Annotated in this window: 22 protein-coding genes and 1 pseudogene; 19 read left to right on the top strand and 4 right to left on the bottom strand. The window is 33.3% G+C overall.

Translation table 11 applies throughout. The features are described 5' to 3' along the window. Positions 1 to 314 precede the first annotated feature (314 nt). Positions 315 to 2,279, top strand: coding sequence for an LTA synthase family protein (locus NSQ40_RS14575; protein WP_033796229.1), 1,965 nt, complete (start codon positions 315 to 317; stop codon positions 2,277 to 2,279). 336 nt (positions 2,280 to 2,615) lie between these two features. On the opposite strand, the gene NSQ40_RS14570 is transcribed toward NSQ40_RS14575, so the two are convergent. Further along, positions 2,616 to 3,443 (bottom strand): peptidoglycan-N-acetylglucosamine deacetylase, encoded by an 828-nt coding sequence (locus NSQ40_RS14570; RefSeq protein ID WP_003207360.1) that lies wholly within the window; start codon positions 3,441 to 3,443, stop codon positions 2,616 to 2,618. A gap of 265 nt (positions 3,444 to 3,708) precedes the next feature. Between NSQ40_RS14570 and NSQ40_RS14565 the strand changes: the two genes are divergently transcribed. Beyond that, positions 3,709 to 3,960, top strand: coding sequence for a hypothetical protein (locus NSQ40_RS14565; protein WP_033796209.1), 252 nt, complete (start codon positions 3,709 to 3,711; stop codon positions 3,958 to 3,960). On the opposite strand, the gene NSQ40_RS14560 is transcribed toward NSQ40_RS14565, so the two are convergent. Next, positions 3,919 to 4,620, bottom strand: coding sequence for a GNAT family N-acetyltransferase (locus NSQ40_RS14560; RefSeq protein WP_003207362.1), 702 nt, complete (start codon positions 4,618 to 4,620; stop codon positions 3,919 to 3,921). The two genes, NSQ40_RS14565 and NSQ40_RS14560, sit on opposite strands and share 42 nt — an antisense overlap. Before the next feature lie 203 nt (positions 4,621 to 4,823). Here NSQ40_RS14560 and NSQ40_RS14555 point away from each other — a divergent pair, with 203 nt between their 5' ends. The 10 genes from NSQ40_RS14555 to NSQ40_RS14510 all read left to right on the top strand — a co-directional run bounded on the left by NSQ40_RS14555 (position 4,824) and on the right by NSQ40_RS14510 (position 12,174). Further along, positions 4,824 to 5,507, top strand: coding sequence for a DNA alkylation repair protein (locus NSQ40_RS14555; protein ID WP_003198110.1), 684 nt, complete (start codon positions 4,824 to 4,826; stop codon positions 5,505 to 5,507). A gap of 15 nt (positions 5,508 to 5,522) precedes the next feature. Further along, positions 5,523 to 6,224, top strand: a complete 702-nt coding sequence (locus tag NSQ40_RS14550; protein WP_003207364.1) for a nucleotidyltransferase domain-containing protein — start codon at positions 5,523 to 5,525, stop codon at positions 6,222 to 6,224. A gap of 15 nt (positions 6,225 to 6,239) precedes the next feature. Next, on the top strand, positions 6,240 to 6,794 hold the full coding sequence (locus NSQ40_RS14545; RefSeq protein WP_003207366.1) for a GNAT family N-acetyltransferase: 555 nt from the start codon (positions 6,240 to 6,242) through the stop codon (positions 6,792 to 6,794). Between the two features lie 62 nt (positions 6,795 to 6,856). Further along, positions 6,857 to 7,357 (top strand): GNAT family N-acetyltransferase, encoded by a 501-nt coding sequence (locus NSQ40_RS14540; protein WP_018765729.1) that lies wholly within the window; start codon positions 6,857 to 6,859, stop codon positions 7,355 to 7,357. Between the two features lie 24 nt (positions 7,358 to 7,381). After that, complete coding sequence (locus NSQ40_RS14535) at positions 7,382 to 7,783, top strand: alpha/beta fold hydrolase (protein WP_003198120.1); 402 nt, start codon at positions 7,382 to 7,384, stop codon at positions 7,781 to 7,783. Positions 7,784 to 7,791: 8 nt separating this feature from the next. Next, positions 7,792 to 8,334, top strand: a complete 543-nt coding sequence (locus tag NSQ40_RS14530) for a hypothetical protein (RefSeq protein ID WP_003198124.1) — start codon at positions 7,792 to 7,794, stop codon at positions 8,332 to 8,334. Continuing rightward, entirely contained in the window at positions 8,331 to 8,846 is a 516-nt protein-coding gene (locus NSQ40_RS14525) for a DinB family protein (RefSeq protein ID WP_033796210.1), read from the top strand. The genes NSQ40_RS14530 and NSQ40_RS14525 overlap by 4 nt, the downstream gene beginning before the upstream one ends. 93 nt (positions 8,847 to 8,939) lie before the next feature. Next, positions 8,940 to 9,878 carry a DMT family transporter gene (locus tag NSQ40_RS14520; RefSeq protein ID WP_006095128.1) on the top strand — a complete coding sequence of 313 codons (939 nt, stop codon included), beginning with the start codon at positions 8,940 to 8,942 and terminating at the stop codon, positions 9,876 to 9,878. Between the two features lie 241 nt (positions 9,879 to 10,119). Continuing rightward, positions 10,120 to 10,839: a histidine phosphatase family protein gene (locus NSQ40_RS14515; RefSeq protein ID WP_003207371.1), complete on the top strand. Its 720-nt coding sequence runs from the start codon at positions 10,120 to 10,122 to the stop codon at positions 10,837 to 10,839. A 120-nt stretch (positions 10,840 to 10,959) separates the two neighbouring features. Beyond that, a complete protein-coding gene (locus NSQ40_RS14510) occupies positions 10,960 to 12,174 on the top strand; it encodes a GNAT family N-acetyltransferase (RefSeq protein WP_033796211.1) in 1,215 nt (404 codons plus the stop codon). Positions 12,175 to 12,280: 106 nt separating this feature from the next. Here the strand turns inward: NSQ40_RS14510 and NSQ40_RS14505 are convergent, their stop codons facing one another. Further along, a complete protein-coding gene (locus NSQ40_RS14505) occupies positions 12,281 to 13,009 on the bottom strand; it encodes a CPBP family intramembrane glutamic endopeptidase (RefSeq protein WP_003207373.1) in 729 nt (242 codons plus the stop codon). Between the two features lie 330 nt (positions 13,010 to 13,339). On the opposite strand from NSQ40_RS14505, the gene NSQ40_RS14500 reads away from it, so the two are divergent. The 6 genes and pseudogenes from NSQ40_RS14500 to NSQ40_RS14475 all read left to right on the top strand — a co-directional run bounded on the left by NSQ40_RS14500 (position 13,340) and on the right by NSQ40_RS14475 (position 17,457). Beyond that, complete coding sequence (locus NSQ40_RS14500) at positions 13,340 to 14,146, top strand: aminoglycoside N(3)-acetyltransferase (RefSeq protein WP_098159292.1); 807 nt, start codon at positions 13,340 to 13,342, stop codon at positions 14,144 to 14,146. 12 nt (positions 14,147 to 14,158) lie between these two features. Continuing rightward, positions 14,159 to 14,863, top strand: a pseudogene (locus NSQ40_RS14495) (phosphopantothenoylcysteine decarboxylase domain-containing protein). A 16-nt stretch (positions 14,864 to 14,879) separates the two neighbouring features. Next, positions 14,880 to 15,683 (top strand): Cof-type HAD-IIB family hydrolase, encoded by an 804-nt coding sequence (locus tag NSQ40_RS14490; RefSeq protein ID WP_018765720.1) that lies wholly within the window; start codon positions 14,880 to 14,882, stop codon positions 15,681 to 15,683. Then, positions 15,667 to 16,140 (top strand): tetratricopeptide repeat protein, encoded by a 474-nt coding sequence (locus NSQ40_RS14485; protein WP_018765719.1) that lies wholly within the window; start codon positions 15,667 to 15,669, stop codon positions 16,138 to 16,140. Before NSQ40_RS14490 ends, NSQ40_RS14485 begins: the two co-directional genes overlap by 17 nt. A 14-nt stretch (positions 16,141 to 16,154) precedes the next feature. Continuing rightward, on the top strand, positions 16,155 to 17,216 hold the full coding sequence (locus tag NSQ40_RS14480) for a hypothetical protein (protein WP_258248335.1): 1,062 nt from the start codon (positions 16,155 to 16,157) through the stop codon (positions 17,214 to 17,216). Between the two features lie 148 nt (positions 17,217 to 17,364). Beyond that, positions 17,365 to 17,457: a putative holin-like toxin gene (locus NSQ40_RS14475; protein ID WP_001289320.1), complete on the top strand. Its 93-nt coding sequence runs from the start codon at positions 17,365 to 17,367 to the stop codon at positions 17,455 to 17,457. A 229-nt stretch (positions 17,458 to 17,686) separates the two neighbouring features. On the opposite strand, the gene NSQ40_RS14470 is transcribed toward NSQ40_RS14475, so the two are convergent. Continuing rightward, positions 17,687 to 18,514, bottom strand: a complete 828-nt coding sequence (locus NSQ40_RS14470; protein ID WP_003207379.1) for an HNH endonuclease — start codon at positions 18,512 to 18,514, stop codon at positions 17,687 to 17,689. Between the two features lie 151 nt (positions 18,515 to 18,665). Here NSQ40_RS14470 and NSQ40_RS14465 point away from each other — a divergent pair, with 151 nt between their 5' ends. Beyond that, positions 18,666 to 19,751, top strand: a complete 1,086-nt coding sequence (locus tag NSQ40_RS14465) for an AI-2E family transporter (protein WP_033797807.1) — start codon at positions 18,666 to 18,668, stop codon at positions 19,749 to 19,751. The last annotated feature ends 28 nt before the right edge of the window (positions 19,752 to 19,779 follow it).

The following is a 19,779-nucleotide window of genomic DNA, read 5'->3' as shown; positions in this document are numbered from 1 at the left end:
CCAATTGGTAATTTTGGAAATAAGAATGTTTGCGGAGTGAAGAATAAAAGTTTATAGTGGGGAGTGTCCTAATAACCGGACGGATTTTTAGAAAGTTAGATAGAAATAAAAAATGTTACAAATGCATTTTATTAAATATATATCTAGGTCAACATATTTAATAAGAAATAGTTGAATAAATACAACCTTAAACTTATAATTACTAATATTCTTCATAAGGTTAAAGAAAAGTAAGGGTTGTTTTGGGAAAGTAAATTCAAAACAGAGGTAGACTTATAAAAAATAAACCTTGGATGATTAAAAGAGGTGGAGAGATGAAACAATTATTATTAAAGAGCAAACGTGTGTTAAGTAATCATTTTGGGTTCTTTATTTTTGCAGTTGTTTTATTCTGGTTAAAAACATATGCAGCATATGTTACAGAATTCGACTTAGGAATATCGAACACAATCCAAAAATTCTTGCTATTTTTTAACCCGCTAAGCTCAGCGGTCCTATTTTTAGGACTTGCATTATTTGCAAAAGGGAAACGATCTTATATTTGGTTAATTATTATTAATTTGTTACTGTCAATTATCTTATACTCAAACGTAGTATATTATCGCTTTTTCAGCGATTTTATTACGTTCCCGACATTAACACAAACGAATAACTTTGGAGATTTAGGTGGTAGTATTTTAGCGTTATTACATCTATATGATCCATTATATTTCTTAGACACAATTATCTTGCTTGTGTTGGTAATAACAAAATTTGCTAATCCAAAACCAATTCGTGTTGCAAAATATAAATTGTCACTTGTATTTATTATGGGGATTTTAATTTTTAGCATCAACTTAGGTTTAGCAGAATCTGATCGTCCTGAATTACTAACAAGAACGTTTGACCGCAACTACATTGTGAAATACTTAGGTGCGTACAACTATACAATATATGATGGCATCCAAAGTATGAAAGCATCGACAGAACGTGCTTTAGCGGATGGAGATAGCATGACCGGTGTAAGAAACTATATTACATCGAACTATGCAAGCCCTAACCCAGAGTATTTTGGTAAGGGGAAAGGTATGAACGTTATCTATATTCATTTAGAGTCGTTCCAAAACTTTTTAATTAATTACAAGTTGAACGGACAAGAAGTTACACCATTCTTAAATTCATTTACACAAGATGCAAATACACTGTATTTTGATAACTTCTTCCATCAAACAGGACAAGGTAAAACATCTGATGCGGAGTTTATGTTAGAGAACTCACTATTCGGTTTACCACAAGGGTCTGTATTTACAAACAAAGCTCATAATACGTATCAAGCAGCACCAGCTATTTTAGGACAGCAGGGCTATACATCTGCGGTGTTCCATGGTAACTATAAAACATTCTGGAATCGTGATGATATTTATAAATCATTTGGATTTAATAAATTCTTTGATGCATCATATTATGATATGAATGAAAAAGATGTTGTAAACTATGGTCTGAAAGATAAACCATTCTTTAATGAGTCTATTCCAATGTTACAAACATTAAAACAACCGTTCTATGCGAAGTTTATTACGTTATCAAATCACTTCCCTTATCCAATTAATAAGGATGAAGCGACAATTGAACCAGCAAAAACTGGTGATTCATCTGTAGATACGTATTTCCAAACAGCCCGTTATTTAGATGAATCTGTAAAAAGCTTTATGGATTACTTGAAGCAATCTGGTTTATATGACAATTCGATCATTGTGATGTATGGAGACCATTATGGTATTTCAGATAATCATAATGCAGCGATGTCACAAATCATGGGTAAAGAAATTAATTCATTTGAAAATGCACAATTACAACGTGTACCTTTAATCATTCATGTTCCAGGAATGAAGGGCGGAGTTCAACACCAATATGGCGGAGAAATCGATGTTCTTCCAACGCTGTTACATTTACTAGGTACCGATACAAAGAATTATATCCAATTTGGTACAGATTTATTATCACCAGAGCATCAACAAGTTGTTCCGTTCCGTAATGGTAACTATGTAAGTCCGGCTGTTACTGCGCTTAATGGAAAGTATTATGACACAACCACTGGAAAACCAGTAGAAGCAACGGATGAAATCAAACAAAATGAAAAAATAGTTCAACAGAAACTTAAATTTTCTGATGAAGTTGTAAACGGAGATTTATTACGATTCTACACACCAGAAGGATTTACACCAGTAGATCGTTCGAAATATAACTATAATCATCGTGATAAAAATAAGACGAAAGTAAAAACTACGCAAGAAGGTTAAACGTAATAAAATAAATCAACGTTAGTCTCCTTATAAGGATAAATATCCTTGTGAGGAGGCTTTTCTATTTTGGAGACATTTGATAATTTCACATACCGAATTGATAGAGTATAATGAATGTATGAAAAGAGTACAATTATTGCACACTACAAAAACGATAATTTGGACTTAATTTAATGGGAGATACAAGATACTATATTAGTAGAAAGTGATTGAAACAATCTAATTTTGCAAAGTTAGTATCTATACTTGTAAAATTAATAACTTCTATTTTCTAAACAAATAAAAATAAAAAAAGACTTGATTTTCCTATGAAGAAAATCAAGTCTTTTTTTATTACATACGTTTATCATGCCAGAAGTTTAATGGGAAATGTTCATCTTCTTGATAACTTTCCAGTTCATAACCTTTTTCTTTTAGACCTTTAATGATCCCAGGCACAGCTTTTACTGATTGTGGGTGAATATCATGCATTAACACGACCTCGATTGGATTTGTAGCACCAGCAAGAACATTTTGTACAATTTGCGCCGAGGCAGCATCTACTGGCATTTTATTATATCTCCAGTCTAAAGAGTCAATTGTCCAATCCCAAACCTTAAAACCACCTTCAGCAACTTTATTGCGGAGCGCTTCATTCAATCCTGGCATTGAGCCATATGGTGGACGTGTTAAGATAGGGGATTTTCCGATAATCCCAGCAATTAAACCTTGATCTTCTTTCATTTCATCCACATAATGTCCTTCAGTATATAGCTTTTTGTAGTTATGTGTCATACTGTGCATACCAACATAATGTCCTTCGGCTAATTCTTGTTTCACAAGATCTGGAAATGCTTTAACGTTTGCTCCAATTAGGAAAAATGTAGCTTTCGCATCTTCTTTTTTCAACATTTCTAATAGCTCAGCAGTGTACTTTCCAGGACCATCGTCAAATGTTAAGTAAGCAACTTTTCTAACTTGCCCGTTATATTGTTTTGGAGCTTCTTTCGGAGCTAGAGCAGTTTGAATTTCACTTACAAGTTGAACAGATTTTGTTTCATCTCCCGTACTTGCCCGAGCAATATGAGTTGGACCGTACATTGCTTCGTATAAAAATAATACCCCGACGCAAATTAACAATGCCCTTTTTACTAAGGTTGTCATTCGAATTCCATTGTGCATAGTTTTCCTTCTCTCTATAATAGTTCTACTCTACTATATTAGCAATTTTAGGTAGGTAAATGCAAAAAAAGATTTTTACAAGTACAAAAAAGTTTGTAAAAAAGTATGCAAGATTTTGTTGTTTTTACTGTGATAATTATTCTTGCTTAGCAGGTTTTTGAGAATGAAAAGAGAAATGGACAAAAAACAGTAATGCGTTGGTTAAAAAAATCTAAATTCTATAATTGTACATATGCGTTTTTAAAATGAAAAAGGTGTGATAAAAGTGAAAAAAATAGCTTGTTTACATGCCCATCATTCAAATATTGAATATATAGAAAGAGCATTTGAAGTATTGGAGGTAGAATTAATTCATTTTGTGGATCCCATCTTGTCGAGGAGGATAGAAAATGATAAGGGGTTTGGAAGGGCTCAAGCTCAAAACAAGTTGAAAAATCAGCTGAAATGGATAGCAGAAAGTAATATAGATGCAGTTTTAAGAGAAGTGAATGTCAGTTCCATAGTTAATCAGTTTTAATTTTTTTGCTACTGCTTGTGAAGCGAAATTATCCCAAGAAGTGCTATAAAGAGGAATACGACCTTCATCTTGTACGGCTTTCGCCCAAGCTGCTACAACATTATAGCCATATCCTTTCCCTTGGAAGGACACTAATGTTTCTACACTTGCTTCAGCGGCTATAGTTATACTTCTTGCACTACAGCATATAGAAACAATCATCTCGTTTTCAAGAATTGCAAAACAAGGTTGTCGCCATTTTAACTGATGTAATAAATTTGGAAAGCTGTATTGAAGAAGTTCTTTATTTGTCTCCGTAATCTTTATTGCTCGGATAGGATTATCTAGCTTATTTGGAAATACAAAAGCAGGCCCTATCCAGATTTTATGTATCGGCTGTTCTCCGCTTAGTATGTGCATAATTTTTGCTAAATCTATGTGATTAGGATGATTGGTAAATAATTCTTCAATCTCATTTGTTAGAACGTTGGGTAGATCAAAGCGATATCGTCTAATCGTACCATCTTTTGTATGACCAAGAAAAAAACGAGGTGCAACTGTGCTTTCAGGTTCGTTAATACTTGTTATTTTTCCAAATTGATTATGAGAAAATAAAACTTCAGTCTGAATAGACATTAATTCAAAATTCGAAAGCAATGTATCATTCACCCCCTTATTCATTGCATATGTGTAATATTATATAACATAAAAATCAAAATTCCTTCTTTAGTTAGGTAAGATATTTCATTGCATCTTTTTTTAGGTTTATTTAATTTCACATACCGTATTTAAAAATAAAAACTAGGAAAATAATAAATAATGTCGAATATATCGTAAGTGCGTATTTAGGGCAAGGAGAAATAACATAAAAACGAGGTGCCCGAATGATATTAGAAGAAGTCACGCATCAGCTTGAGGAATGTGGAACAGAACAAAATCGTAAAACATATAAGAACCATGGGGCAAAAGAGCCACTATTCGGTGTTAGTTTTGCAAATTTAAAACAATTAAAGAAGAAAATCAAAAAAGATCATGAATTAGCCATGTCATTATGGGAAACAAAAAATATGGATGCAATGACATTAGCTACAATGATTGTTGATCCAAAAAAATTCACGTCAGAGCAGTTGGATGAATGGGTACAAAAGGTTGATTATTATTGTTTGATGGATGTACTCATGTCAGCTGTAAGTTCGTCTCCAATTGCAATAGAGAAATTGAAAAAGTGGACAGCATCTCAAGATGAATGGATTGGTAGAGCGGGTTGGTCTTTACTCGCTCATGTTGCTATAAAGGATAAATCGTTAGAAGATGAATTTTTTCTACCATTTTTAAAAGAAATTAAGGCTCATATACATACTGAAAAAAATCGAAAAAAAGAAGCAATGAATAGTGCACTTATTGCGATTGGAATTCGAAATGATGAGCTTGAGCAAAAAGCAATCACAATTGCACGTGAAATTGGAAAGGTTGATGTTGATCATGGTGCCACTTCATGTAAAACACCTGAAGCAGAGGCATATATTATAAAAGCACGGGATAGAGAAAGAAATAAAAAAAGAAAATGAAAGAAGGAGAACAGCATGAAAGCAATTGACGCTGCACAAAAAATTATTGAATCACAATTTCCACATTGCGACGTCGCTTTATTAGGAGGAAGTATTGTAAGGGGAGAAGCAACCAAAACATCTGATCTTGATATTATAATATTGGATGATAGTCTATCTCATTGTTATCGTGAATCTTTTTTTAGCAATGGTTGGCCAGTTGAAGTGTTTGTACATAATTTTAAAACATATAAAGAATATTTTAAAGGTGACTGCAAGCGTGGGAGACCTAGTTTACCACAATTAGTTTCGGAAGGGATCATTTTAAAAGGGGAGGAAGGAATTGTAACTAGCTTAAAACTGGAAGCACGACAATTATTAGATAAAGGGCCTGAAAAGTGGACAGAAGAACTTATCAGACAGAAGCGTTACTTTATTACGGATGCACTAGACGATTTTATTGGTGCGACAAAGAGGGAAGAAGAATTGTTTATTGCTAATCTTTTGGCTGATTTAGTTCATGAATTTGTACTTCGAGTAAATGGACAATGGGTTGGCAATTCTAAATGGTTTATTAGGGTGTTAAGGAAATATGATACATCATTTGCAGAAGAGTTTGTTGAAGCTTTTGATCATTTTTATAAAACTGGAGAGAAGAAGAAACTTATTGCTTTTGTAGAGAACACTTTAGAAAACTGTGGAGGCAGGTTGTTTGAAGGTTTTTCTATAGGGAAATAAAAGGGAGATGGAAAAATGAATGTACCAATTGTTCAATTAAGAGAACTTTCACTAGAAGATATAGAAGATCGATATCAATGGTCATTAGATAAAGAAGTAACAAAACATTTAGTTGTACCTGATCAATATCCACCGTTTACACGTGATGAGACAAAAAGATGGATTGAGATGTGTATGAATCGAGAAAATGGGTATGAACAACGAGCTATTGTTACTAGAGATGGTGTGCATATCGGCTGGGTCGATTTAAAAAACTTTGATACAACGAATAAAAATGCTGAATTAGGAATTGCAATTGGTAACAAAGAATATTGGGGGCAAAGATATGGTATTGCGGCGCTATACAGCATGTTACAAATTGGATTTTATGAATTTGGTCTAGAGAAAGTGTGGCTACGTGTTGATGCGGATAACATAAATGCGATAAAAAGTTATGAAAAGGCTGGGTTTGTTTGTGAAGGAATCATGAGAAATGATAGATTACGAGAAGGTGCATTTATTAATCGGCATCGTTTTAGTATGTTGAAAGAAGAATATGAAATTATTAATAAAAAAGTTTTGAACATATAATATTATTATGTAAACAAAAGTGGATTAAGTTTAGAAATTTAATGATGAGAGGATGCATACAAATGATTCGAGTTTTATCAGACTTAGATGCAGTACAATATTGGAACTTACGCTTACAAGCACTACAAATGAATCCAGAATCATTCGTGACAACTTATGAAGAAGCGATGCAAAAAGAAAACCCTGTTGAGGAAGTTGTTCGAAATTTAAATTCAAAAACTAGTTACACATTCGGTGCTTTTAATAAAGAGAATCAACTAATGGGTGTAGTAACGTTACTAACGGAACAAAAAGCAGCATATAAGCATAAGGGGCATCTTGTTGCCATGTATGTAGATCATCAAAGTAGAGGGAAAGGCTTAGCAAAATGCTTAATTCGAGCGTTAATTGAAAAGGCAAGAGAACTAAAAATAGAGCAAATTAGTTTAGGGGTTGTTTCAGATAATGAAGCAGCAAAAAAATTGTATCAATCAATGAGTTTTACAACGTATGGGATAGAAAAAAAGGCACTAAAAATGAATGGCATATACCGCGATGATGAACATATGGTTTTATTTCTCTAAAAATATATCCAAAAGGAGTATCTGATGTTTAAAAACAAAAAGCGTATTGTTTTGTTTATTGCGTTAATTGTTTTTATTGCTAGTGTACTGTATCAAGCTATTTGTGTAAATAATTATACGGAAGTACCTGGTAAGATAATTGAAGTTAACAATCATGATATGCACATTTTTGCAACAGGAAAACGTGAGGATAAACCAGTGATAGTTATGACAGTAGGAAGTGGAACGACTACACCGTATGCAGATTTTTATCCACTGTATAATAAGTTAGAAAAAGAAAATAGAGTAGTTGTGTATGAGCGACCTGGCTACGGATACAGTGAAAAAACAGAGAGAAGTAGGGATATTGATACAGTTGTAAGCGAATTGCATGCATTATTAATAGAGTCTGATGAGAAACCTCCCTTTATATTAGTAGGACATTAGGACATTCAATGGGAGCATTAGAAAGTATTCGTTATGCACAATTATATCCAAATGAAATTGAGGGATTAGTTTTTATCGATGGAATTAGTCCGGAATACGCACAGAATTTTGAAATGGATATAGGTATGAAAGTTAGTTGGCACACAATGAATACAGCTAAAAATATCGGCATATCGCGTACGTTATCATTGTTTGGAATCATGGATAACGTATTTATAGATATCCCTAATTTACCAAAAGAATTACAAGAACTTAAAATTTCAATGGCTCTTAAAAATACAAATAATCGAAATATGAAAGAAGAATTAGAGTGGATGAGTAGAAATGGTAAAAAGGTAATAGAACAAGGGGATCTAGGAACTCTGCCAGTATTGCAATTTTCCGCAACAAATAATGGATATGAAAATTGGGAGAAAACGCAGAATGAACTGTTAAAAATATCTTCAAGAACGGAACAGATTATATTTCCAAATACAAAGCATTATATTCATCATGAAAAGGCACATGAGATCAATGAAAGGATTAAGAGTTGGATAGGAGAATTGCAGTGAAAGATTTATATGTAGAAAGGGATATGAACCCTCACGTTGCAGTGTTATATGCTACTGTAAGTGATACATTCAAAAGATTAAGAGAATTAGTAAAGGATGTAGGGAAAGAAGAACTACATTACAAAGGTTCTTCTAATGATGAAAATAACATTGGGCAGATTCTTCAACATCTAGCGGTTGTAGATTTACATTGGGTGTATCGCTTGAAAGATGCGCAAGTTCCACTATCATTACAAGAAAAATATGGTCCTATGCTTGATGAAAAAGGAGAATTACCTAATACAACAAAAGGTTCTTTGCGAGAAATCATGCGAGATTATGAAGATGTTCAAAATATGTTTTATGATGAATGTATGAAGCTAACAGAGGCAGACTTAACACGAGAAGTATATTATGAAGATGGTGAAACTGCTACGATTAGGTGGGGAATCTGGCATATAGCTGATCATAATCGGTATCATCAAGCTCATATAAGTCGATTGCGGAAATTGTACCGATATGATTCTAGATAAATGTACAAAGATATCACTTGTAGTATGAAATTTATTTTAAATTAATTGTGTTCTGTTATATAGTAGAAGAAAAAATGTATAAGGGGTTTTAGGATGAAAGCAATTGCAGCGGGGGTATTGGCATCGTTTTTCTTTGCCTTTACATTTATTTTAAACCGTGCGATGGATTTACAAGGCGGAAGCTGGATTTGGAGTGCATCGTTACGATATTACTTTATGGTTCCACTACTTTTAATTATTGTCATGTATAGAGGGAATTTAAAGCAACTCTTTCAATATATGAAAAGTAATCCGAAAGAGTGGTTGTTATGGAGTATTGTTGGCTTCGGTCTTTTTTACGCACCACTTAGTTTCGCAGGTGCATTTGGACCAGGATGGCTCGTTGCCTCAACATGGCAAATTACAATTATAGCAGGGATTTTATTAACACCATTATTTGCAACAAATTCGCTACATAAAAAAATTCCAATGAAAGAATTGATGATGTCTGCTGTCATATTATTAGGTGTGCTTCTTATGCAAGTGGAACATGCTTCTTCTTTAGGGATTCGTGAAACAGTTTTATGTGTGGTGCCCGTAATTGTAGCAGCATTTGCTTACCCGCTTGGAAATCGAAAAATGATGCAAGTATGTAAAGGAGAGTTAGATGTTTTTCAACGAGTTCTTGGAATGACACTCGCAAGTTTACCATTTTGGTTTTTGTTATCAGGCTATGAGGTTTCTACAAATGGATTACCATCAAGTGACCAAGTTTTTCAATGCTTCATCGTAGCAATTAGTTCTGGTTTAATTGCTACTGTATTATTTTTCTTTGCAACAGATCTTGTAAAGGATGATCCGCAGAAATTGGCAACAGTAGAAGCAACGCAGTCAGGTGAAGTTTTATTTGCATTACTCGGAGAATTAATCTGGCTATCTGCTCCATTTCCATCATCATTATCATGGATTGGAATGAGTTTAGTTGTTGTAGGAATGATTCTGCATAGTTATGTTGCAGTTGTTATGAAAAAGGAAGAAAAGATAACAGCATAAAAAGTGAAAGATAGAAAAGGAATGGATTCGTAATTATAAGGGTCTGTTCTTTTTTGTTCCGTTTAAAAAATATGAATTGATGGAAACTAAAATTATATATTTTATCCACGTATGAAACTATTTTGATAAAATTATAATATAGTTGTTAGTAAAGGAAGCAGATTTTTAAGTTTTGGTCGATAAGAAGCAGTGACTTTACAAGCAATGGATTACTCTAAAGGGAGAGACATGAATAATGAATATGGAAAAAGATATGAACTTAACAGATAATAACAAGGATAATACCGTTACGTTATATATTACTAGACATGGAAAAACAATGTTAAACACTAGTGAACGTGTACAAGGCTGGGCAGATTCTCCATTAGTAGAGAAGGGCATTGAAATAGCAAAGGGTTTAGGAAATGGACTACAAGATATACCTTTTGTTGATGCGTATAGTAGTGATAGTGGCCGTGCAATTGAAACTGCTAACTTAGTACTAAAGTATAGTGGACAATCAAAGTTAAAATTTGAACAACGGAAAGATTTACGTGAATTGAATTTTGGGATTTTTGAAGGCGATAAGATTGAAAATATGTGGAAGGCTATGCAAGATACTGCTGGTGTTAAAGTAGTATCTGAATTAATGAAGTTCTCTATTAAAGAAATTACGAATTTCATTGCAGAAGCAGACACTACGAAACAAGCTGAAAATTGGGAAGTATTTTCAACTCGTATAAAAAAAGAAATCGATAAAATTAGTGAAGACACCGCTAAAAATGGAGGAGGTAACGTTTTAGTCGTATCTCATGGACTGATGATCACTACATTAGTAGAAATGCTTGATAGTAGTAAAACAAAAATGGGAGTAGAAAATGCAAGTGTAACTAAAATTCTCTATAAAGATGGGGCATATAAAGTCGAATCTGTTGGCGATATGAGTTATGCTGAAAAAGGAAGAGAAATTGTGGAATTATAAAAATGTACGCATACAGTCTTGATAATGCTGTATGCGTGTTTTTATTATCTTTTGTATATACTAACTAAATGATAAAAATAATATGATATTTTAGTTTGTGTTACAAAGGAGCATATGAAAATGAATGAGAAGTATTATAAAGGTTTGATTATGAGACCTATTAAGGAAAGTGAAGTGGATCAGTTTTCAAACTTAATGAAATATGTGTTTCAAGTTTCTAGAAAGATGATTAATGATGAAGAGAAGATGGTACAAAAGAAAAGCCATCAATTAAAGCCAGGGACTGCATTAGGCTGGTTTGATCATGATAAATTAATTTCTCAAATTGTTGTTTTGCCATTCCAAATAAATATCCATGGTGTGATTTATGAAATGGGAGGAGTTACTGGAGTTGGTACATATCCAGAATATGCAGGGCATGGATTAATGAACTCATTAATGAAAGAAAGCTTAAAAACGATGAGAGAAAATGGACAATATATTTCTTATTTGTTCCCTTACTCGATTCCTTATTATCGCAAAAAAGGCTGGGAAATTATTTCTGATATCATCGAATACCAAATTAAAGATACACAGCTTCCTAAGTATCGTGGAAACATTAGTGGCCGAGTAAGGCGAGTTGGATTAAAAAGTAAAGAAAAAGAAAAAGTTTATGATGAGTTTGCTAGAAAAACAAATGGAGCGATGGTTCGAAATACACTTGCATGGGAAGAACGATTTCGTGAGGAAACAATTGATTTGCAATTAGCAATTTATTATACAGATGAAGATATTCCACATGGCTATTTATTTTATCGTGTCCTTGAAGAGAAGTTTTATATAGAAGAAATGATTTACTTAAATGAAGAGGCGAGAAGAGGGTTATGGAATTTCATTAGTGCACACTTTTCAATGGTGTATTATGTTAAAGGAAAGACATGCGTTCATGAACCGGTTGCTTTCTTACTTGAAGATAGTGAAATAAAACAGACAATCGCCCCTTACTATATGGGAAGAATTGTCGATGTAGTTGGTTTTCTGAAACAATATCCATTTAAACATGTAAAAAATGAAAAGCTAATTTTACATATAGATGATCCAATGTTGGAGTGGAATAAAGGGACTTTTTCTTTAAAGTGGGATTATGACAAACAATTACATATAACATATGAGAAAGAACCAAATAATATGGAGGGAATGTCCTTAACGATTCAAACATTAACAACTATGTTATTAAGTTATAAAAGTCCTGCATTTTTGTATGATATCGGAAGAATAAAAGGAAGGCATGAAATGATAGAGGTGCTTGAGAATTTAATTCCGGATTCACCGCCATGCTTTTTTGATTATTTTTAAACGATTGAAAGCCTCCTTCTAAAGTGAATACAAAAGGGGGCTTTTATCATATGTAGGTAATTCATACATGTTCAATTATTGCACCTTTAATGGGGCAAGAAAAATGTTACATGTTTACAGCAGTCGTTTCATCATTCCCTAGCTTTTTACGATAACACAGTTCACAAGGATACAATAATAGGTGAAAAAGCATATGAACAATGATAGCGGCAATTAAACCATTCAACCAGAATTGCCAGCCACAAAAAATACCTACCCACAAATTTCCTAATACAGCATAAGAATATAGCCATCTTGATTTTTTCATTCCTTTTACACCTAGAAAGTGTGTGACTGCAAATAGAATACTAGATAGGATAATTCCAAGAACTACAATAATCTGAGTGACAGCATGAAAAAAACTCATCAACGTGATGAAAAGTGACATAAGACCCCACCGGAAGATGATTTCTTCAACAACTCCGCCATATAGGACTCTGGCTCCTAATCCTACACTATGGCGCTGATGTTCAATTTGTAGAAACGTTTCTTTATCAATAACTTTTCTAAAGAATCCATAATATATAATAACGTGTCCGAGGGAGCAAATTATTCCAATTAGAACTGCTTCACCAATGTTGCTCGGTAAAATAATATTTCCATCTTGGATATTTGATAAGAAAAATGCACCCATTCCGGAAAAAAGTAAAACGAGTAGAGTATGGATAAAAAGACTTAGGTAGATAGAGGGTGTTTCTGGAGTGTTTTCTAACTTTTTGTTTATTTTTTGTTCCGCTAAGCTCATTGTAACAATTCCTGGTATAGCAATGCTGAATACAAAGATCCAGTTGAACATATGGTTTCATCTCCCTTGAAAATAGACTAAGAAAGACATTTTATGTATGTTGACGCTATGCAAGGTTGTGATAGTCTTTCATAATTCTTCTTTTTATAGACCGACCAGTCGGTTTTATTGTATAATATTTACCATAATAATACAAGTGTATATGGAGTAGTGCTATGGTTCAGTTGTCTAGGATACATAAGTCAGTATGAACAGAATTTTTTAGGAGGTCTCTTTGGCGTTTGGATTAAAAATTAAGAAAAATATGATAATATATTGATGAGATTTAAAATTCAATTTGATAGTTTATAAGCGTAGAGAGAACCTTATGGGGGAGTAATCATGAAAATAAACGACATTGTGGCAGAAACGCAATTACCAAATACAATTGAAACTATATCGAATGATTTACAGGCATTAGGACTTAAAACAGGAATGACAGTGATCGTCCATTCTTCTTTGAGCTCAATTGGCTGGGTATCTGGTGGTGCCGTCGCCGTAGTTGAAGCTTTAATGAATGTAATTACTGAAGAAGGTACGATTATCATGCCAACTCAAACGTCGGATTTGTCTGATCCGAAAAACTGGGTAAGGCCACCCGTTCCAGAAAACTGGTGGCAAATTATTCGAGACAATGTTCCAGCGTTTCATCCGGATATAACTCCAACACGCGCGATGGGGAAAGTTGTAGAATGTTTTCGTACATATCCAAATGTAAAACGTAGTAATCATCCGTTAAATAGTTTTGCTGCATGGGGGAAACATGCGGAGGCTATTATAGCGGAGCATTCACTTTCAATTAGTTTTGGAGAGTACTCACCACTAAAGAAAATATATGATTTAGATGGATATGTATTGTTGATAGGTGTAGGCTATGATTCTAACACATCAGTTCATTTATCTGAAATACGTACCGGTGCACGTGAATTGGTGAAAGTGGGGGCGCCTATTATAGAAAACGGTGTCAGAGTATGGAAAGAGTTCGATGAAATGGACTATGATTCTGACTTGTTTGTTGAGATTGGAAAAGAGTTTGAACATATAAACGCTGTAACAATTGGTAAAGTGGGAAATGCAACGTGTAGATTAATGAAACAACGAGAAATTGTTGACTTTGGTGTACAATGGTTTCGTTCGAAAAATAAGTAAGGGATGGTTATGATGAAGGGGAAAAAGATTTTAATTACGAGTGGTGGCTGTTTAGAAAAATGGGATCAAGTACGTGGTCATACGAATTTAGCAAAAGGTACAATCGGAAAAATTCTTGCTGAAGAAGCGATGTCAAAAGGAGCACATGTCATATACTTACATGGTTATTTTGCTGAAAAACCGAATGCTACAAATAGCGAATTAGAATTACATCCATTTGAAGGTATTATTGATTTACAAGATAAAATGAAAAGTATCATTACACATGAGAAAATCGATGCTGTGATTATGGCGGCAGCTGGATCGGATTGGATTGTTGATAAAATTTGTGATCAAGAAGGAAATGAACTTGATAAGAATGGGAAGATTTCGAGTGATATAGCACCAATCGTTCATTTTCAAAAGGCACCTAAAATATTAAAATAAATTAAACAATGGGATCCGGAAACGATTTTAGTTGGATTTAAACTTGAAAGCGATGTCACAGAAGCTGGATTAATCCAACGAGCAAGTGAAAGAATGGAACAGGCAAAAGCAAATCTGATGATAGCAAATTCTCCGCATTCACTGTATTCACATGCAGCCATTCATCATGTGATTGGAGAAGATGGCAATGTTTGGGTTTGTGAAGGGAAAGATGAAACAGCGAAAGAGATTGTAAACAGGTTAGAAGATTTGTGTAATCGTGTAAACGAAATAAGTATTGGTCATATGTAAATAGAAGGAGGAGCTTATGCTTTTTAAAAATATAAAAGTTATTGTATTAGATTTAGATGGCACATTATTAAATAACGAAAAGAAGGTATCAGAGAGAAATATAAAAGCGGTTATGGATTGCCATAGAAAAGGTATACATATCATTTTTGCGACAGCAAGAGCTCCTCGTTCTGTAAAGCAGTTTCTTCCCAAGGAATTACAGAATATTGGCATGATGGTGTATTACAATGGCGCTCTATTACGGGATCAAATAACAAAAATGAATTACCATTACCCAATTGATGCTATGTATACCGCAGAAATTATCAATTTTGTTACGCAGAAGGAACCTGATTCTTTCATCGCTATTGAGGTGGAAGATACATGTTACATTAATCAAAATATAAAAACAAATTTTATAACAGCAACAAAGCCTATTGTGATTACAAATGAAGAAATGAAGCAACGCTCTGTATCTAAAATACTGTTACACTCGTTTTCTCATCATGAGAAATTAGAAGAACAATTTCGACATAAAGTAAATGTAATTTGTACAGATCAAAATCAGCTTGTCCAAATTATGGGGCATAATGTTTCGAAAGAGAATGCTGTGTTAAATTGGTGCCAAAGGCATGAGATAAGTGCAGAGCAAGTCATGGTATTTGGTGATGATTGGAATGATATTGGTTTGTTTAAAGAATGTGGTTATCCAATTGCGATGGGAAATGCAATTTTAGAGTTAAAAGAATTAGCATATTGCATAACTGATAGCAATGAAGATGATGGTGTAGCATCTATTCTGGATCAAATAAGGAGCGATGCAGGTGAAACAGTTATTTGAGCAAGCGATTCAATTTCGGAATGAAAAAAAATATGCACAAGCAAGGGACATACTCATTGGGTTAACTAACTTTACTCAAAATCCAGAAGTCCTCTATGAATGCGCTTGTATACATGATGTAATGGGACTTGAAACAGAAGCTGTTCCATTTTACGAAAAAGCAATTGTAAATGGACTTAAAGGAGAATCATTATGTGGGGCATATATTGGACTCGGTAGCACATATCGCTGTATTGGTCAATATAATAAAGCGATTGTTACGTTAGAAGCTGGAATCAAACAGTTTCCAGACAATGATACCATGAAAGTATTTCTTTCCATTGCCAAATATAACATTAAAGAATATGAAGAAGCAATGAAATTATTGCTTGAAACTGTTGTAAAACTAGAAGGTGTAAAAGAATATGAACGAGCTATTTTGTTCTATAAAGATCATCTTAATGAGATTTTTAAATAAAAAGGTGGGATTATATGAGTAAATCCATTTCACGTAAAAGAAGAAATATTTCGATTGGTTTTATAGCTTTAATTGTAATATCAAATTATCTAGCATATACACTTCCTATTGTACCCGCTGTACCGAAGGAAATGGTGTTAGGGTCCTTGTTAGATTTTCTTATTGTCATTCCAGTCATTACGTATTTCTTTATTATACGTAAACGCTATTCGTTAACTTATATATTTCCAGTTGTAATAGCAGGCTATATTGCCGCAAGATTTGTTATTCCAAGCGATTATTTACAGTCGTTTTCGTTTGTTTCTTATATTTTAGTGGCAGGAGAAATTGCGTTTATAGGTTTAGAGTTATTTATGCTGTATAAGATTGCTAGAGCTTTGCCTACGGTTATACGATGTTATAAACAATATAAGAACGAATATCCATCATTCTCCTTTGCAATTGATAAAGCCTTTGATACTGTGTTGAAAAGAAATACTGTAGTAGATGTTATTGTTTCGGAATGTAAATTATTTTACTACGCTTTATTCTCGTGGTGTACAAAGATGCCGGAAAGTCAGCATGTTTTTTCATATCATAAAAAGACCGGAGCAATCCCGTTTTATATTATGCTGATTCACGCAACATTAATTGAATCAATTGGATTTCATTATTTACTTCATCAGTGGAATGAGGTAGTTGCTTGGGGCTTACTTATTGTAAATATATATGGAATTCTTTATTTTTTAGCTGAGATACAAGCAATTCGTACGAATCCATATATGATGACGGAAACGGAAGTAATTATCCAAGTTGGATTTGGGAAGAAAATCATAATCCCATTTACTCAAATAAAGGAGATTACATTTTATAAAGGCGAGGTATTAACGAAGGAAGAAGGAAAAGAAGTATTCGAAGCAACGGTAATGGAATTTATAAAGGAACCGGCTACTTTTGAAATAAAATTAAAAGAGCCGTTAACAGCGCAGTTATTATATGGGTTTACCAAAAAGGTGAATCGTGTACATGTAAATGTGGATGATGAGCGGGAATTTTATGAAGCGATTGTTGGAAAACTAGTGCAAGATGGAGAATAAAAGAATAGGAATCAGTAAAACCGGCAAGCGAGAGACTTGCCGGTTTTCATCGTAAAAGATTAGAAAATATGATAAAATTAAGAGGTAACTTATGGTATGGTTGGTTGTTCAATTATCACTTCTCCGGATAGAAGGGAGGTGATAATAAATGAGTGAAATTGCGTTGTTACTGCAAGGCGGATTATTTCTCGTTGCATTGTTAACGTTTGTTGTCGTATTAATTGACAAGCTCAAAAAATAACAACCCACCTATGCCAATAGAATGTGGGTTGTCTCGTTTGTAAGAAACAAATAGGATAAATGAACAATCCAATCTGCTAAGTTACATAGACTGGTGTGTAGCCGCACACTAGTCTTTTTTATTTATATACAATTTATAATTGTTTTATGTGATTGTATTGTTCTTTTCATACACATTATAACATAGTGTCTTTTCATCAAGAAAGGAGACCGTATGTTCTGGTTTGTAATTAGATATGAGTTTTTGGGCTTTTTTGTTTAAATAACTTATCCATGTATTGTTTTAAATTTTCAATATAGAATTCTTGTTTTTCTATATCATTCACTCCAACAATTGGAGATGGAAGTTGATATTTTTTTCTAGAAAGATGGACAACAACATCAAAAATATCAAATAGACGAATGAAGCAGAATAGACCATCTTTGTCACTTAATAAAATAAAGTAGTGATTATCGCTAGTGGTATTGAGGGTATTCCACAATGAACTTTTACTTAGGTCACGAACAATGCTTCGTTCTTTTAATTCGATAAAGTCAACATTCGATATAATAGTAGAAATATCAATCGCATCTGGATCATTAAAATAACCGTCAATTGTATGTACTGCGAATGTATAAGCCATTTTTAAGATACTCATTTTATATTTACGGTTATCTAAAAGTAATTCACGTTGAATTGAGCTTGCTACTTTTGTTACGCGCTCTTCTTTCCAAATTTCATTATGCAATGAAATATCATGTTTTTTACATAGTTTCATAATTAATTCATTAGAATAGTATATTTCATCGTTTGTTTCAACTTCTTCAGTTTCTGCCGCAGCTAATTCTTGACCATATTCATTCGTATAAAGAGGAGAATCAATTTGTTGTTTCATTTGTTCGATTTTATATTGAATCAGTTTATGCCGAATTAATGGTCGATCCACGTTTGTTATGAGATGTTCATAACAAGTATCACAAATTGAATTTGTAAAATAATGTCCACATAAAATCTCTGGGATAACATGTTGTTCACTAAGTTCTTTCGTTTCTTTTCTGCAAATAATACATTGCGTCATATTTATCACCTTTTACCCTGCAAATTTGTATGTAATCTCATTGTAGTGTATTTATTCGCATTTTGGAACATTGAAGATGAAAATAGCATGTAAAATTCATGGATGTTTTGATACAATATAGGGAAGTGCTAGTTTAAAGGAGGACGTTTTTTTGAAATCGAAAGTGCACTTTTGGACATTAGAAGTGCTAATGGTTGTAGGAATTATATTTATTTGCACAAAAATATCATTTTTATTTCAACCGATTGGCATATTCATTTCCACTTTATTTTTCCCAATTTTAATCGCTATGTTTTTATATTTTATCTTTAATCCAGTGTTAGTGTTTTTAGAGGCGAAAAAAGTTCCTAGAAGTTTAGCGATATTGTTGTTATATGTTTTTATCATTACACTGGCAGCAGTTGCAATTGGTGTAGTCGTTCCAACGATTTCACAGCAGCTAATGGACCTAGTGAAAAACATGCCAACATATATTAAAGAGGGGAAAGTATACATACAAGAATTATCTCATCATAGGCTATTTGAATGGCTGGCTACACAAGATTATGTATCAATTGAAACGATTGAAAAAAACGCAATTGAGTATTTAAAAGAGATACCAAATACAATAACGTCGAGTGCAACGGCTTTATTCGGTATTATTACAAACGTTGCATTAGTCGTATTTACAGTACCATTTATCTTGTTTTACATGTTTAAAGATGGTCATGCATTTCCAGGAAAAGCTGTTAGTTTTTTACCAGAATCGTATCGTGAAGAAGGACTTCGTATTATAAAAGAAACAGGTGAAACGTTGTCTGCCTATATTCAGGGGCAAGCGCTCGTTTGTTTATTCGTCGGTGCATTTACATTTATCGGATATGTCATCATGGATTTGCCATATGCTTTTGTTTTAGGTATTATAGCGGCATTTACAAATATTATCCCGAATTTAGGACCTTTTATTGGGGCAGCACCAGCTGTAATTGTTGGATTATTTGTATCTCCAATGCAAGCATTGTGGGTAATTGTTATCGTAACAATTGTACAACAATTTGAGAGTAACATCATTTCACCGCGTATTATGAGTTCGAAATTAAATATCCATCCTTTAACAATTATTGTGTTAATTCTTGGTGTAGGTAATTTCGCGGGTATTATTGGGATGATTTTAGCAGTACCAGCTTACGCTGTGACAAAAACAGTTGTTTCAAACTTGGTGAGATTATTTAAGATGAAAAGAAATAATCGGAAATAAAAAGAATTCATATGAATCAAGAAGGATA

The organism is Bacillus sp. FSL K6-6038 (assembly GCF_038050455.1).
Taxonomy (GTDB): Bacteria; Bacillota; Bacilli; order Bacillales; family Bacillaceae_G; genus Bacillus_A; species Bacillus_A pseudomycoides.
Note: the sequence above shows the minus strand (reverse complement) of the source record. Positions and strands in the feature narration are given on the sequence as shown.

Bases quoted from the DNA above. Each gene is read 5' to 3' on its own strand.
- NSQ40_RS14500 (WP_098159292.1), top strand. From the start codon at position 13,340: ATGAAAATAAACGACATTGTGGCAGAAACGCAATTACCAAATACAATT.
- NSQ40_RS14540 (WP_018765729.1), top strand. From the start codon at position 6,857: ATGATTCGAGTTTTATCAGACTTAGATGCAGTACAATATTGGAACTTA.
- NSQ40_RS14550 (WP_003207364.1), top strand. From the start codon at position 5,523: ATGAAAGCAATTGACGCTGCACAAAAAATTATTGAATCACAATTTCCA.
- NSQ40_RS14475 (WP_001289320.1), top strand. From the start codon at position 17,365: ATGAGTGAAATTGCGTTGTTACTGCAAGGCGGATTATTTCTCGTTGCA.
- NSQ40_RS14530 (WP_003198124.1), top strand. From the start codon at position 7,792: ATGGGAGCATTAGAAAGTATTCGTTATGCACAATTATATCCAAATGAA.
- NSQ40_RS14520 (WP_006095128.1), top strand. From the start codon at position 8,940: ATGAAAGCAATTGCAGCGGGGGTATTGGCATCGTTTTTCTTTGCCTTT.
- NSQ40_RS14535 (WP_003198120.1), top strand. From the start codon at position 7,382: ATGTTTAAAAACAAAAAGCGTATTGTTTTGTTTATTGCGTTAATTGTT.
- NSQ40_RS14505 (WP_003207373.1), bottom strand. From the start codon at position 13,009: ATGTTCAACTGGATCTTTGTATTCAGCATTGCTATACCAGGAATTGTT.
- NSQ40_RS14510 (WP_033796211.1), top strand. From the start codon at position 10,960: ATGAATGAGAAGTATTATAAAGGTTTGATTATGAGACCTATTAAGGAA.
- NSQ40_RS14560 (WP_003207362.1), bottom strand. From the start codon at position 4,620: ATGAATAAGGGGGTGAATGATACATTGCTTTCGAATTTTGAATTAATG.
- NSQ40_RS14515 (WP_003207371.1), top strand. From the start codon at position 10,120: ATGGAAAAAGATATGAACTTAACAGATAATAACAAGGATAATACCGTT.
- NSQ40_RS14480 (WP_258248335.1), top strand. From the start codon at position 16,155: ATGAGTAAATCCATTTCACGTAAAAGAAGAAATATTTCGATTGGTTTT.
- NSQ40_RS14545 (WP_003207366.1), top strand. From the start codon at position 6,240: ATGAATGTACCAATTGTTCAATTAAGAGAACTTTCACTAGAAGATATA.
- NSQ40_RS14575 (WP_033796229.1), top strand. From the start codon at position 315: ATGAAACAATTATTATTAAAGAGCAAACGTGTGTTAAGTAATCATTTT.
- NSQ40_RS14470 (WP_003207379.1), bottom strand. From the start codon at position 18,514: ATGACGCAATGTATTATTTGCAGAAAAGAAACGAAAGAACTTAGTGAA.
- NSQ40_RS14570 (WP_003207360.1), bottom strand. From the start codon at position 3,443: ATGCACAATGGAATTCGAATGACAACCTTAGTAAAAAGGGCATTGTTA.
- NSQ40_RS14490 (WP_018765720.1), top strand. From the start codon at position 14,880: ATGCTTTTTAAAAATATAAAAGTTATTGTATTAGATTTAGATGGCACA.
- NSQ40_RS14555 (WP_003198110.1), top strand. From the start codon at position 4,824: ATGATATTAGAAGAAGTCACGCATCAGCTTGAGGAATGTGGAACAGAA.